Origin of the sequence: Aeromonas sp. 602658 (assembly GCF_049173005.1) — a bacterium.
Classification (GTDB): domain Bacteria; phylum Pseudomonadota; class Gammaproteobacteria; order Enterobacterales; family Aeromonadaceae; genus Aeromonas; species Aeromonas veronii_A.
Genome location: NZ_JAAKRF010000015.1, coordinates 20278 through 35145, shown reverse-complemented (window position 1 = coordinate 35145; position 14868 = coordinate 20278). Strand labels below are relative to the sequence as shown.

The 14868-nt window shown below is 59.3% G+C and carries 11 protein-coding genes and 1 riboswitch; of the genes, 2 read left to right on the top strand and 9 right to left on the bottom strand.

Translation table 11 applies throughout. The features are described from left to right. Positions 1-69 precede the first annotated feature (69 nt). The 4 genes from G5253_RS12355 to G5253_RS12340 form a co-directional block, all read right to left on the bottom strand. Positions 70-1119 carry an HlyD family secretion protein gene (locus tag G5253_RS12355; protein ID WP_216952122.1) on the bottom strand — a complete coding sequence of 350 codons (1050 nt, stop codon included), beginning with the start codon at positions 1117-1119 and terminating at the stop codon, positions 70-72. Further along, positions 1119-2459: a glycosyltransferase family 2 protein gene (locus G5253_RS12350; RefSeq protein ID WP_266135309.1), complete on the bottom strand. Its 1341-nt coding sequence runs from the start codon at positions 2457-2459 to the stop codon at positions 1119-1121. Before G5253_RS12350 ends, G5253_RS12355 begins: the two co-directional genes overlap by 1 nt. Continuing rightward, a complete protein-coding gene (locus tag G5253_RS12345; RefSeq protein WP_266135308.1) occupies positions 2452-3795 on the bottom strand; it encodes a diguanylate cyclase domain-containing protein in 1344 nt (447 codons plus the stop codon). Before G5253_RS12345 ends, G5253_RS12350 begins: the two co-directional genes overlap by 8 nt. 621 nt (positions 3796-4416) lie before the next feature. Further along, positions 4417-6261, bottom strand: coding sequence for a M3 family metallopeptidase (locus tag G5253_RS12340; RefSeq protein ID WP_266135307.1), 1845 nt, complete (start codon positions 6259-6261; stop codon positions 4417-4419). Positions 6262-6534: 273 nt separating this feature from the next. Here G5253_RS12340 and G5253_RS12335 point away from each other — a divergent pair, with 273 nt between their 5' ends. Both G5253_RS12335 and gbpA read left to right on the top strand, forming a co-directional pair. Next, positions 6535-8217 carry a methyl-accepting chemotaxis protein gene (locus G5253_RS12335; protein WP_227341460.1) on the top strand — a complete coding sequence of 561 codons (1683 nt, stop codon included), beginning with the start codon at positions 6535-6537 and terminating at the stop codon, positions 8215-8217. Positions 8218-8482: 265 nt separating this feature from the next. After that, a riboswitch (cyclic di-GMP riboswitch) is annotated at positions 8483-8568 on the top strand. A gap of 65 nt (positions 8569-8633) precedes the next feature. After that, positions 8634-10055, top strand: a complete 1422-nt coding sequence (gene gbpA, locus G5253_RS12330) for an N-acetylglucosamine-binding protein GbpA (RefSeq protein WP_266135306.1) — start codon at positions 8634-8636, stop codon at positions 10053-10055. 70 nt (positions 10056-10125) lie between these two features. Here gbpA and cbl read toward each other — a convergent pair whose 3' ends face one another. The 5 genes from cbl to G5253_RS12305 all read right to left on the bottom strand — a co-directional run bounded on the left by cbl (position 10126) and on the right by G5253_RS12305 (position 14861). Further along, positions 10126-11073, bottom strand: a complete 948-nt coding sequence (cbl, locus tag G5253_RS12325) for an HTH-type transcriptional regulator Cbl (RefSeq protein ID WP_040067353.1) — start codon at positions 11071-11073, stop codon at positions 10126-10128. Positions 11074-11196: 123 nt separating this feature from the next. Continuing rightward, complete coding sequence (locus G5253_RS12320; RefSeq protein ID WP_266135305.1) at positions 11197-12264, bottom strand: sulfate/molybdate ABC transporter ATP-binding protein; 1068 nt, start codon at positions 12262-12264, stop codon at positions 11197-11199. Between the two features lie 23 nt (positions 12265-12287). Beyond that, positions 12288-13178, bottom strand: a complete 891-nt coding sequence (gene cysW / locus G5253_RS12315; protein ID WP_005343065.1) for a sulfate ABC transporter permease subunit CysW — start codon at positions 13176-13178, stop codon at positions 12288-12290. Next, positions 13175-14014, bottom strand: a complete 840-nt coding sequence (cysT, locus tag G5253_RS12310) for a sulfate ABC transporter permease subunit CysT (RefSeq protein ID WP_064337394.1) — start codon at positions 14012-14014, stop codon at positions 13175-13177. Before cysT ends, cysW begins: the two co-directional genes overlap by 4 nt. Before the next feature lie 271 nt (positions 14015-14285). After that, the gene (locus G5253_RS12305; RefSeq protein ID WP_266135304.1) at positions 14286-14861 is read right to left on the bottom strand and encodes an RBBP9/YdeN family alpha/beta hydrolase; all 576 of its coding nucleotides are present in this window, start codon (positions 14859-14861) and stop codon (positions 14286-14288) included. Positions 14862-14868: the final 7 nt, after the last annotated feature.

The following is a 14868-nucleotide window of genomic DNA, read 5'->3' as shown; positions in this document are numbered from 1 at the left end:
CACCAGCCACCTTTTATGGCCGAAACCCAAAAGAAGGCGTTGCGATTCAGGATCACAACGCCATAGACGTCAATCAAACAACACGGTCACTGGCAACCCTTCCACTTGCAGGTTCGGGGGTAATTTTTCATCCAGCGAGAGTGCGACCTTGAGGGTTGCTTTCTCCCCTTCAAACGGAGCGGCTAACTGAGCCGGCAACTTGTCCGCCAGCTCGACCTGTCTGGCGACCCTGGCAGCCAGACGCTCCCCGCTGGGCAGCTTGACGACAGCCTTGTGTCCAGGAGCCATTGAAGAGAGATATTTGGGCTGCACATAGGCTATCACCAGCGGGTCTTCTCGCTTCGAGATAAGTGCCAGAGGAGCCCCCGAGAATACCCAGTCCCCCTCCTGTACCAGCACATCTGAAACCTTGCCAGTCGCCGGAGCTCTTGGCTGTTGATGGTACGCCATCGCTTCCATCTCGGTCAGCTCCTGATCGAGCAAGTGACGAGCACTGGCTAGCGGTCCGGTCAGTTGGTCCTCACTGATTTGCAGTTCCTGCGCTATCTTCTCTGCCCTTGCCTTCTGCAGAGCTATGCGTGACTGAGTCCAATTCAGCAGGGCCGTTGCGTACTCTGCACTGGATACCAGCTTCTCTTTTTTATAACCGGCATACTCCTGATAGATGACCTCCTGCTCCCGGCTCCCCCGTTCGGCAATACCAATCTGTTCGTCCAGATTGCGCAAGATAGCCTGTTCAGCCTCAGCCTTGCTCAATTCGATGGCCGCTCTGCGCGCTTTTCGTTCCGCCATGTTGGCCTTGAGGGTTGGAGATTCGAACTGCATCAGGGCATCGCCTTGTGACACCCCCTGGCCGGGAGCTGTGTAGATGTGTCGAATAAAGCCATCCCCATTGGCAACAACCAGTTGCGGCTCGGTGGTAATGATGGCTGGCGCCTGGGTCAGCCACCACTCGCGCCCCAGATACCACAGCAGAATAATAACGGGACTGAATGCCAGTAACAGGATGAGATACCAGCGAGCCTTGAAGGCGACACGCTTGGCGGGGGCATACAATACCCGGATCCCTTCATCCGACGTGGCATCCTGCTTCTTGGGGGGATTGAATGTGACTTTCATCAGAATTTATTTCCTCGTTTTAATACCCACCAGGGGGCCATGCTGCTCTCTTCATGACCGCGCCGGAACATCTCATTCAACAGTGCGATGGCGCACCACAAGCGCATCAGCAAGGTGTACACCGGGTAAAGACACAACCATGGCAGCAGACGTAGATCTGCCTCCGGGCGTTCAGATATAGCCAGCAAAAACACGGCGAAATTAACCAGGGTAAGAAACAGGTAAACCAGATAGAGACAGATCATCAACGCAGCGACAAACTGCCCCGGATAGCTAAGCACCAACCACCAGCTATAACCCATGACCAGCAGGGGCAGCACCACGTTTTGCGCCACCCCGTAGATCAAGGTAAACAAAAAGGTCTTCCAGCCCAGAATACGCGGCGTCAGGGAGAGCTTGTGCTTGCGCAGATAGAGAAACAGCAGATCTCCATCCCAGCGTAAACGCTGCTTGGCAAGCGTGATCACGTCTGCGGGCGCATCGGTGTGACCAATGGCACGAGGGGCGAACCCTATCTTTAAAGCCGGATGGCGTTTGAGGTAATGCTTAATACGGACTGTCAGATCCAGATCTTCTGCGGTATGGGTATCCCACCCACCAATCTGGCGCAAAAAATCACGACGAAACGCACCGAAGGCTCCCGAGATATTGTTGATGAGGTTCCACTCGCTCAGTCCCGTCTTGCCCCCCTGCATGGAGATCATGTACTCAATGCTCTGCATCCGGGTCAGTACGCCATCGTTCAGATTCCGCACCCTTAATGCCCCTCCCACAGCAGGCACATCAGGATCATCGAAACAAGCCACGATCTCATCGATCATGTTGTTGTCAAAGGAGGTATCTCCGTCCGCGTTCATCACTATCTCGCCAGTCGCAGCGGAGAGACCGGCATTGAGAGTGGAGACCCGGCCTCCCCTCTGCCATTTCGGTAGCAGGACCAAACTTCTGTTCTCGCACCCCTCGAATTCACGAACACAATTGAGCGCAGCCTGATAGGTATGCGCGTTGGCCTTGGCGCCATCAATCACAGCAATGATTTCCATTTGACCGCGATAAAGCTGTTCCTTGAGCGTCAATATGGTGGAGCGGATCGCCTCCCCTTCCCCATAACAGGTGATGATGCAAGACACTTTGGGACAGCGCCGAGATCGCGGCAGTTCAGATGCCCTGGGAACCTGGCGCGCATACCATTTCAGGATGCCGGTCAACGTCAGCGCCATCAGTGGCACCTCCATCAACAGCAACATGGGCAACAGCAACAGAATCATCCGGGGAGAAAACTGGAGGCTACCCAGTATCTCTATCAGGATGTAGTGCACCGTATTCATCCACTCATGCATCCGGGCTATCTCCATCCAGCCACTGGCCGAGCCATACCGCTGTATCGTCGCCCAACAGGGCGGGCAAAGGTTGTACTTTCACCGCCAGCGTCAGAGCATCCAGTCCCTCGATGAGATTCAATGCCTGAATGCGCTCCTGCAGAATGCGCCAGTCGTCGGCATCCGTATGCGGCAACAGCAATAACAATCGGTCATCGGCATACTGGCAAACGACATCGGTATCACGGAATAGAGCTTGCAAACGGCTGAGCAGAGCGGCCAGTCGCTGCTGAGTCTTTAGCATGCCCAACTCGGCACGCAACTCAGCCAGATGCTCAACCCGAATAGCCAGCAAGGTATGGCAGCCACCATGGCGTTGCAGCAAGCTATTGTTCCATTGCAGCAACCAGGGGAAGTGCTCCATGGCCATAGGGGTACCCCAGGTCAACGGCAGATGCAGTTGTTGAGTTCCTTCCCGTGCGATGTGGCGGGCCAGCTTGCCGATGCGATATTCATAGATGGGCGCAACCACCAGATCATCGGGTTTGTGCGCCTGGCCACATTCATGGCAACGCGCCTGGACGGCAGCCTCCATAAAACGGGCATGGCATGACAAACAACGGAATTTCTCAAGGGGCCTGTCATAGTCAACACCGATGTGACGCAGAGTCGTGACGCACTTGGGACAACGCAGCACACCCTGTCGCATGAATGCATCCTGATCATCCACGTGCCCGCAGGTGAAGCAGTGCACAGCTGGCTTGGCCTGGATGGCGATATGAGCGCATTCGGGACACACATCGACAAAATTGAGATGTGCCGAGTTGCAACTGTGACAAAGACGTACCCGGTCCACCAGCTGCTCACTCTGCAATAAACGCTCTGCAACCAGCTGCGGGAGGGCATCCCCTGCTTCGCTGCCCAGCAGGCAATCCAGCAGGGGATAGCTGTACCCCTGACGGCAACCAGCCTGCCAACGTGGCAACAAGCGAAAATGGGAGCGAGGCCAGCTGTACCAAGCCAGCTTTTCCATGTCATCCGGATGCTCTCGAGGGGTCAACAACGCCAACCGTTCAAGCATGTCAGAGGCCCGTTCATCCAGCTGTGTCAGGAGACCGTCGGCCAACATGGGAGAGAGCGAGCTCTTCACAACACAAAATACCGGCTGCAAATAGCGTATCGGGTCACGCCGCACAGCCTGCAATACCCTGTCCTGCTCATCTGCAGGCAGGTTGAGCAGTAATACCGGCTGCTGCAATGGATCCCAGCAGGACAGATCGAGAAGTGGCAAGGCAACACGATCCACCGAGCCTCCCAGCAGCGCAATCTGACCGGGGTGTTCACTCGTGCTCATCATGGGGAAATAACCTCTTTCCATTCACTGACAAATAGATACCAAGCCAATAAAACGGACCCGCCTGTTACCATGCATCGGCAGACTCAGGCAATGTCGCGAGATGCGCATTGCCCTGCACGGACAGCACAACAGCAGTGTCAACGTTATCGACGGATAGCATGAAGCAGGCGAACGCGCAGAAAGAGTTGAGAGCTGACGCCATTTTCATGTGCGGCTCAGCCATCTCGGGGGGAAGAGATCTGAAGCTTTCCGAGCCCGACTCACATCGGGGGTGGCAAGGTGGGCGATTTTGCAGTTGTGGACAATTTAGTCAACCCGGAAAGATGAGAATAACTAGCAGATAGTTGAATGGATCAATCTTTATGCACAAAGATGACTACAAAAAGCACTATTAACAGAAAAGACAAAAGAGCGTAACTCAGTGAATCTACTATCTTGCAGCCTGCAATTCCTATTCATGTTCATATGAATACATATCTGATGGCAAAATGCGGACCCAATCGGCAAGGCGACAAACTGTGTCGCGCACCTGCCAATAATATGGCAGCGTCTGCCACGGTTACGACAACGAATAACCATGAAAAGCACAGCTCCCGGCCTGATCACCGGGAGCTGTGCGGATTATTCGGCTGAAACCGGTTGGTAATGGTTGACGATCCACGCCTCGAAGTCGGCCAGCATGCGGGTTTCCGACTCGTTGTTGTCGGCGATAAGCTCGGCGCCGTGGACCACCCGGATATGGGCATCGAGCGGGCTTCCCTCGCCAGCCGCGGGGCGCTGCTGGGCGGCAGCCATGCAGGCTTGCGCCTGTTGCCACGCCTCAGCGGCGCTCAGGTTGCACGCCTCGGCCAGCGGCACGGCACTGAAGCCTTCACCAGTCAGGCTGCGCAGGGTCTCATCATGAGTCATGCCGTTGCCCGGCCCCCAGTAGTGGGCGGCCAGATCCGGCCCGATGCGCGGGTTGTCGGTGAGGTAGCCATCGCGCTTGAGGAAGTAAGCGCGGGTCTGCTCCACCGCCATCAGCGCCAGCAGGTAGCCGTGATAGGCGCAGGCCGACTCCTGATTAAGGAGGTGCGGAATGGCCAGCAGCGGGCGCGGGCTCTCGACACCGAGGATCTTGCGCTCCCACTTGCGGGCCAGCGCCAGCACAGCCTCGGGAGTACGTTCAGCCTCATCCATGGCGTAGAGATCCCGCTCGAAGTAGGCCACCAGCGCGATCTGACGTTCGTTAAAAGCGCGAAACGGCTGACGGGCGGCGATCATCTCCTTGATAAGCGCATCGGGGATCGCCTCTCCTGCCGCATTTCTGGCGTAGCGTTTGAGCCAGTCGGCATCGTCCAGCAGGCTGTCGCAGAACATCGACTGGGTCTCGGCATAAGCCATAGAGGTGGGCGGAAACTCCTGTGAGAAGCAGGGGGCATTGCCGGTGACATTGGCAAAATGCGCGGCGTGGCCCCCCTCGTGGAACAGGGTGTTGAGCCCGCTCCAGCCGCTGCCCACCTGCGCCGGATCGGCCAGGCTGGTGAAATTGACCACCGCAGGTATCCACTCCCCCTGCTGGAAGAAGCTCGGCACCGGGCCGTGGCAGAAGCCGTTCTCGTATTTCCCCTCCCGGGTCAGCAAGTCCAGGGTGAGGGTCGCCCCGCGATACTGGATGCCGAGACGACGGAAGCTCTCGACCCAATCCTTCAGCGCCCGCGAGAAGGGCACATAAGGATCGAGCTGGCGGGTTACATCACCACTGATGGCGTAGCGCAGGTTATGGGGCAGCAGGGCCGCCTCCCCCTTGGCCGCTTTCAGCTCGGCAAGGCTTTGCTGCAGCCGGGCGTCGGTGCGGGAAATGAAGTCGTCGAGGATGGCGAACAACTGCTCCGGGCTCATCTGCTCGTTCTTGCGCACCTTGTAGGCGAAGTAGTCGCGATAGCCCATGGCGCTGGCAAAGCGGTTGCGCAGCGCCACCACCTCGAGAAAACCATTGCCGACCACCCACTGCTCCAGGGTGTGGAACATGGCGAGCGCGCTCTGGCGCACCGCCTCGCTCGGGCTGGCGGCAAGGGAGGTACTGGCGGCGGGTAGGCTACCAGCCACCTGCTGGCCCTGCTCATCCAGCAGGGTCAGTTTCAGCCCCTTGCGGCGGGCGAACAGCGCCGCCTCGGCAGCCACCAGCTCATCCATCAGGGCGGCAGCGGCGGGATCTTCAATCACATTGCACTCGAAGAAGGCGCTCCAGCCTTGCAGACCGCGCTTGATATCATCCTCGTCGGCCTGCGCCAGCATCTCCCGCAATTCGGGCAGACGGGCCGGATTGGCGCAAAAAGCCTTGTAGGCCTGCTCGGCCGCGGTAAAACCGGCCTGATCGTCGCTGGTACCCATATAGGTGGACCAGAAGAGATCCTCCTTGCGCCTGTGTACCTGCAGATAGTCGGCGTTGAGCTGGTTGAAGTAATTCCTGGCAATGGAACTCATAAATTCCCTCTTGTTATGGGGTCACCCGCAGCGGGGCCCACTCCTTTTTTAGTGAAATGCCAAATGATTCACACTCTTTGGCAAAAATTGCGCAGGGATGCGCCTGAACACGCTACCAAAAAATGGGGAGTGCTGTCTGCTGGCTATACTGTTGTCAAAACGCTCATTTAAGGGCGCGCGACCACTGGTTAATAGTAAATAAGTTGTTACATCAAGCAATTGGCTGCCGCAGTAACGAGCCATAGAAAATCAACAGGGAATGAGGGTTTCGTCATGTTCAAGCTCGGTGATATCACCGTGAGCCGCAAATTGTTTTTGCTGCTCACGTTGGCGTTTGTCGGTTTTGTCTCGCTGCTGTTCATCTCGGCCAACGCGCTCCAGCGCAATCTGATGAGTGAGCGAGAGGCGCGGCTCAATGCGGTATTAAGCCAGGCCATGAGCCAGATCCAGTTTCTGGCCAGCACCCTGCCTATGGAGCAGGCGCAGCAAGAGGCACGCAAGCTGCTGACCAATATGCGCTTTGACGACAACAACTATCTGTTCGTGATCAATGAGAACCGCCAGATGCTGGTGCACCCCATCCGGCCGGAGCTGGTCGGCCAGACCATGGGGGAAGGAACAGGTGCCACCGCCGGGCAGTTCTGGCTGCAGATGGTCGATATTGCCAAGGGAGGCAAACAGGGCACCCTGCAATATGTCTGGAGCGGCCCATCGGGCGAAACTGCTGACAAGCTCTCCATGGTGTCAGGCTATCAACCCTGGGGCTGGATCCTCGGTTCCGGCATGCTGCTGCAGGATATCCAGCAGACCATCTGGGCCCAGTACATGAAGATGGGTAGCGCCACCGCCATTGTGACCCTGCTGATGGGGCTGCTGGGCTGGCGCATCACCCGCTCCATCGTCTCCCCCCTCAACCAGATCAACAACGCCATGCAACGGGTCGCCCAGGGGGATCTGGTGGTGAGCATCCCGGTACATGGCAAGGATGAGCTGGGCATGGTCGCCCGCTGTACCAATCAGAGTCTCGATGCCATTCGTCACGCCCTGCTGGAGGCCAGTCTGGGTGCCCGCAACGTGGCCGATGCAGCCCTGCGCATCGCCGCCTCCGCCGAGCAAACCAATCAGGCGGTGACCAGCCAGCGGGATCAGCTGGCCCAGCTCGCCACAGCCATGAACGAGATGAGCGCCACCATCTCCGATGTGGCCGGGCATGCCGAAAATACCGCGCGGGATACCCAGGAAGCGACCGGAGAAGCTGGCCTCGGCAACCGTGACGTTCACGCCAGTGTGCACGGCATCAAGGCGCTGGCTACCGAGGTGGAGCAGGCCACCCTGCAGGTCAACCAGCTCAAAGAGGGGGTCATGCAGATCGGTGAAGTGACCGCCGTCATCAGCTCCATCTCGGATCAGACCAATCTGCTGGCTCTCAACGCCGCCATAGAGGCCGCCCGTGCTGGCGAGCAGGGGCGTGGCTTTGCCGTAGTCGCCGATGAAGTGCGCCAGCTGGCCAGTCGTACCCGCCAGTCCACCGAAGAGATCCAGAGCACCATCGCCCAGTTGCAGCAACGGGCCGTCACTGCTGCCAATGCCATGGATGCCAGCCGAAAACTGGCCGAAAGCAGCGTCAACCAGTCACAACAAGCGGGTCAGGATCTCACTCTGATCGTCAACCATATCCAGCATGTGAGCGACATGGCGACCCAGATCGCTACCGCCGCCGAACAGCAGAGCATGGTGGCCGAGGATATGAATCGCAACGTCAGCGGCATCAACGACTCGGCGCTCGAGATGTCCCAGTCCGCCTCGCAACTGGCGCAGGAGAGCGAACTGCTGGCCGGTCTCTCCCGCAGCCTGGATGAGCGGCTTGCGGTGTTCAAACTGGGCAAGGAGTCCACCAAGACCCCGATGGCACCAACTCTACATCACACCAATAGCGAGCAGCGCGCCCGTCATTGATGGCGTCAATCCGTGTCGCCTTGTCACCCAACCTGCCAGCCAAGCTGGCAGGTTTTTTTTACGTCAGCAACATGCAATCAACATGCATCTTATCGGCATATTCAACGTTAATCGGTGCCATTCACAGATAAGAGAACAATTTAAAAACAGCCAGTTAGAATGATTTGCGCGCCATTGAATGGCGCATTTAAACATTTAACTTCAAATAATTAATCAATGCAGTGCACAATGCTGATGGCCGAACATTTGGCCCATCACTAACCATCTAGTCATTTGGCAAACTGACCGAAAGGTCGGGACGCAAAGCCTCCGGTCTACAGACGTTTTGTCCAGGATAGCGGGGTTGCCACACGCAAGTGTGCATCGGGGAACTCCCTGGCCAACTGACTGCCCACATCTATCGAACAGAGGAATGTATGGCAGCAAAAATCCAACTCAATCACATCGCAACGGTGCTGGCCCTGCTGGCCAGCGGCAGCGCCCTGGCTCATGGCTACATCAGCCAGCCCGAGAGCCGCAACTACCTGTGCAAAACCGGCGGCAACAGCCAGTGTGGAGGCGTACAGTGGGAACCCCAGAGCGTGGAGGGGCCATCAGGCTTCCCGCAAACCGGCCCGCAGGATGGTCAAATCGCCTCGGCGGGCAGCCCGCGCTGGAGCGAGCTGAACATCCAGACCAGCGACCGCTGGACCAAGCGTGAAGTACAGCCCGGCCCCTTCGCCATCAGCTGGACATTCACCGCAAACCACGTCACCCGCAACTGGCGCTACTACCTGACCAAGCAGGACTGGAACCCCAACCAGCCGCTCACCCGTGCCTCGTTTGACCTTAATCCCTTCTGCGTCATCGACGGCAACATGGTGCAGCCGCCCAAGCAGGTAACCCACAACTGCATCCTGCCGGAGCGCACCGGTTATCAAGTGATCCTCGGCGTGTGGGAAGTGGGCGACACCAGCAACAGCTTCTACAACATCATCGATGCCAAGTTCAAAGATGGCAGCCAGCCACCGCTGGAGTGGAGTCAGGCAGGCACCATCTACCCCTCCATCGACCTCGCGGCAGGCGACAAGGCGATGACCCGGGTATTCGATGCCAATGGCGAGCGCCCCGATCTGCAAACCGTGCTGACCATCACCACTACCGAACAGGGCCAGAAGAATAACTGGGCCCATGCCCTCGCCAGCAAGATCAACGCCGAACAGAGCCTGATCCGCGCCGGTCAGCAAGGAGCCGATGGCCAGTTCAATCCGGTCTACGGTATGAACCCCATTTATCTGAAGCGAAACAGCGAGTTGAAGCGAGTCGAGATTGACCTGCAACAGCAGCAACCGCCGGTGGTGGACAGTATCAGCGTCAGCGGTCTGGCCAGCGACTATGTGCTGGACAACGGCAAGGCAACCCTCGATTTCACCGTCACCGCACAGGGCGATCTGGCCGTCACCAGCACCCTCTATGACCACGGCGGCGTCGCCAAGGGTGAAAGCAGTGCAGATATCAAAGACAGCAGCCACACCTTCACCATGGCGCTGGAAGGACTCAAGGCAGGTCACCACCAGCTGGTGATCAAGGCCGCCCCGAAAGCGGGCGGCGAGACCATCCAGCAGACCATGGATCTGATGTTCAAGGAGCAGAGCAGCGGCGAATATGACTTCGTCTTCCCGAACAACATCAAGTCCTACACCGCCGGTACCAAGGTGCAGCAGCCGAAAAATGGCAAGGTCTATCAGTGCAAGCCCTTCCCCTACAGCGGCTACTGCCAGCAGTGGACCACCACCGCCACCCAGTACGAGCCGGGCATCGGCTCCCACTGGCAAGAAGCCTGGATTGAGCTGAAGTGATCCGCAGCGGGTCATGACGCCATCAATACAACGGGGAGCCATTGGCTCCCCTTTTGCTATCTCTTCTCATTCAAATCTGGAAGTCGAGGGCAGGCTCGCTGCCCATAGCGCGGGCCTGAATATCCGCCAGTGCCAGCTCGGGGTTGCAGAGCTGGATAAACTGCCAGGCAAAGTTGTGCTGGAACTGCCCCTGCTTGAGGCCAATCCAGGCGGTATGGGGGGCAAACAGATGGCTGCCGTCGAGCTGTACCAGCCCCTGATCACGCTGGGCGTCGAACGCCATGTCGGCCAGTATGCCGACCCCCATCTCCAGCTCGACATAGGTCTTGATGACATCGGAGTCCTGCGCCGTCAGCAGGATCTGCGGCTCGATGCCAGCCGCAGCAAAGGCTTCATCCACCCGCACCCGCCCGGTCAACCCGGCTTGATAGGTGACGATGGGCCAGTTGGCCAGCGCCGCCAGCGTCAGATCCCGCTCGCCTGCCAGCGGATGTTGCTCGGGCACCACGATATTGTGGTGCCAGCGGTAGTAGGGAAATGCCACCACCCCTTCGCTCTTGTCGAGCTGCTCGCTGCTGATGCCGATATCCACCTCGCCGGTCTGCACCAGCCGCACTATCTCCTCCGGGCTGCCCTGACGCAACTCCAGCTGCACCAGCGGGAACTGCTCGCGAAACGCCTTCACCACCCGCGGCAGGGCATAGCGCGCCTGGGTATGGGTGGTCGCCACCAGCAAACGGCCCGAGTCGCGGTTGGCAAAGGTGCTGGCCAGTTTGCGGATGTTGTTGGCGTCATTGAGAATGCGCTCGGCAATCACCAGCAACTCCTTGCCCGGCTCGGTCATGCCGAGCAGCCGCTTGCCGTAGCGGATGAACAACTCAATCCCCAGCTCCTCTTCCAGCTCGCGGATATGGCGACTCACCCCGGATTGCGAGGTAAAAAGGGCGTTGGCCACCTCGGTCAGGTTGTAATCCCGCCGCGCTGCCTCCCGGATAATTCGTAACTGCTGAAAATTCACCTTGTCGCCTCCTGCGAAGAGTGGGCGACACAATCTGGTCACCCCCTCATTTTTGTTATTTGGCCGGATCATGCCCCGGCAGAGCGCCTGAACCCGGGCAGCCATGCCACCCGCAACAAAACATCAAATCTGGTAATCGGGATAGAACTGCGCCTGCCTGGCCACCAGCCTAACCCCCTGTCCCGGGGCAAACAGTTTGGCCGCCTCCTTGCTCAGCTCCGCTTCGTAGTGAGCCCCTTTGGTCTCGCCATCACCACGCAGCTCTACCCGAATGCGTGGCCCCATGGGCAGCAGACGGGTGATGGTGGCGCGGATCCCGCCCGGCGCATCAGCTGGCAGAATCTCCAGTTCATGGGGACGGACATAGGCGATGGCGGCACTGCCGTGAGCAAGATGAGAAGCCGACGGCCCGCCGAGCAGCTGCTCGCCGATGCCAAATCCCTGCTCCGCCACCCGACCGCGGAACTGGTTCACACTGCCGAGGAAGCTGTGGACGAAGGAGCTGGCAGGCTGGTCGTAGACCTCGGCCGGGGTGCCAATCTGCTCGACCCGTCCGGCGTTCATCAGCACCACCCGATCCGCTACCTCCAGCGCTTCTTCCTGATCGTGGGTGACGAACAGGCTGGTGACGTGCAGCTCGTCGTGCAGCTCGCGCAACCAGCGGCGCAGCTCCTTGCGCACCTGCGCATCGAGGGCGCCGAAGGGCTCGTCCAAGAGCAGTACCTTGGGCTGCACCGCCAGCGCGCGGGCCAGCGCGACCCGCTGACGCTGGCCGCCGGAGAGCTGGGTCGGATAGCGCTCGGCCACGTGGCTGAGCTGCACCAGATCCAGCAGCTCCTTGACCCGGGCGCGAATGGCCGCCTCGGCAGGCCGCTCGCTGCGCGGTTTGACCCGCAGGCCAAACGCCACGTTCTCAAACACCGTCATGTGGCGAAACAGGGCGTAGTGCTGGAACACGAAGCCGACGTTGCGCTCGCGCACATGCAGGTCGGAAGCGTCCTCACCACGGATGATGACGCTGCCACTGTCGGCCTGCTCCAGCCCGGCGATGATCCGCAGCAAGGTGGTCTTGCCACAACCGGAAGGGCCAAGCAGGGCCACCAGCTCACCGTCGTGAAAGTCGAGGTTGATGTCTGCCAGCGCCGCGTACTGATTGAAATGCTTGTTGAGTTGTTGAACCTGAATGCTCATGGCTGCCTCTTTAAAACGGTGATTCAGTGAGATTTGGTGGGCTGGGCACGCAGCCGGGCCAACAGGGTTTCCCCCAGCAGGGTGAAGATCCCGAACAGAGCCAAGAGGCTTGCCACCGCAAAGGCGGCGCCGGTCTGGTACTCGTTGTAGAGGATCTCGATATGCAGCGGCAGGGTATTGGTCTGGCCGCGAATATGACCGGAAACCACCGACACGGCGCCAAACTCCCCGACCGCACGGGCGGTACAGAGCAGCAGGCCGTACATCAGGCTCCAGCGAATGCCGGGCAGGGTGACGCGCCAGAACATCTGCAGGCCGCTCGCCCCCAGCATGATGGCCGCCTCTTCCTCTTCCGGGCCGCGCGCCTCCATCTGGGGCAGCAGCTCGCGCACCACGAAGGGCACGGTAATGAAGGTGGTGGCCAAGATGATCCCCGGGGTGGCGAAGATGATCTTGATGTCGTGTTCGCTCAGCCAGTCACCGAACCAGCCGCGGCTGCCGAACATCAACACCAGCATCAGACCGGCGATCACCGGCGACACCGAGAAGGGCAGATCGATGATGGTGATGAGCAGCTGCCGACCGGGGAAGCGGAAACGGGCGATGGCCCAAGCCGCCGCGATCCCGAACAGCAGATTGAGTGGGACGGCGCAGAGGGTCACCAGTGCGGTGAGACCGAGGGCGCTCAGGGCATCCGGCTCGCTGATGGCGTGCCAGAAAAAAGCCAGCCCCGGCGTTAACGCCTGAATAAAGACGGTGGCCAACGGCAGCAGCAACAGGGCGGCAAACCAGCCCAAACCAACGGTGATGAGCAGCCACTTGACCCACTGGGGTTCACGGATCACGACCGGCGCCTTGCGAGCGGGGGTCGCCTCCACAGAGGCCGCCTCAATGGCGATAGCAGATGAACTCATATCCGGCTCCCTCCGATGCGAGACCAGCTCCAGGCCTGCAACTTATTGATTAGCAGTAACAAAATGAATGAGATCAGCAGCATCACCACGGCAATGGCAGAGGCACCGGCGTAGTCATACTCCTCCAGGTGGCTCATGATCATCAGCGGCGCGATTTCCGAGACCATGGGCAGGTTGCCGGCGATAAAGATGACGGAGCCGTACTCCCCCACCCCGCGGGCAAACGCCAGCGCAAAGCCGGTGAGCAGGGCCGGGATCAGGGTCGGCCAGAGCACCCGGATAAAGGTCTGCCAGCGATCGGCGCCGAGGCTGGCGGCGGCCTCCTCTTGCTCGGTTTCAGCCTCCCGCAGCACCGGCTGCAGGGTGCGCACCACAAACGGCAATCCGATAAAGGTGAGTGCGATAACGACGCCGATGGGGTTGTAGGCGAGCTGGATGCCGAGCGGCGCCAGCAACTGGCCGATCCAGCCGTTGGGGGCGAAGATGGCGCACAGGGCGATGCCGGAAACGGCGGTCGGCATGGCAAATGGCAGGTCGATCAACGCATCCACCAGTCGACGACCGGGGAAGGTGTAGCGCACCAGGATCCAGGCCAGGATCAGGCCAAATAGGCTGTTGAGCAGCGCCGCGACAAAGGCCGCACCGAAGCTCAGGCGAAAAGAGGCGAGCACCCGGGGTGAACCGATCACCTGCCAGAACTCGGCGGCGGTCAGGTTGTTGATCGCAAACAGTACCAGGGCCGAGAGCGGCAACAGCACCAGCAGGCCCAGATAGAGCAGGCTGAACCCCAAGGTGGGGCCAAAACCGGGCAGGACAGAATAAGAACCAAATCGCATAACACATCCATCTGTTATGAAGAATTTTCGATATGGTGATTCTGCGCACTCCCCTCATCGGCAACAAACATCAATTGCGACTTTGCTAATCACTTTTTTGTCTAACCGCAGAGTCACAAGGCTCTTGGCGCACTCCAAATAAAAAAAGGTCTTTTATATAAATAAAAGACCTAAAAAATGGAGCAATACGGAGCGGAGCATTCAAAGAACGGGGGCATGGAGTAGCCAGCGAACAGCGCGATCGCCAACCCTCCAACCACTTCACAGATACCTAGCGAAAGCCCAATACGACCGGCCGGGGCGATGCGGCCTTGACCGGTGCCACTACCAGCTCACCACGGCGGTAGAGAGCCCCCAGCAAATGCAGCCCCTGATGCCAATCCCCATGACCGGACTGGGCATTGATATGGCCCGCCTCACCGGCATCGAACAGCGGCACCTGCCACTGACGACTCCAGTATTCGGCCCGTTCAAAGCTCATCCAGGGATCGTTGCGGCTGGCCACCAGCTGGGCCGACACCTGCAGCGGCCCGGCCAAGACCTCATCCGCAATGCCAAAACGGGCGGGATCGGCGGGCGCCACCAGAAAGATCGAGGCCACCTTCTCCGGCTGCAAGCGGGCCGCCGCGATGGCGGTCAGGGCGCCGAAAGAGTGGGCCACCAGATGGACCCGGCTGCGGCGACGTTTCAGCTTGCTCGCCAGTTTGGCACTCCAGACCCTGAGGTCCGGCTTGTCCCAAGGTAGCCCGGTCATCCGCTGCCATTGGGGAAAATGATCGTGCCAGCGGCTCTGCCAGTGATCCGGCCCACTGTTGTGCAGACCGGGAACCAGGAGGATCTTGTTCATCTTGGTG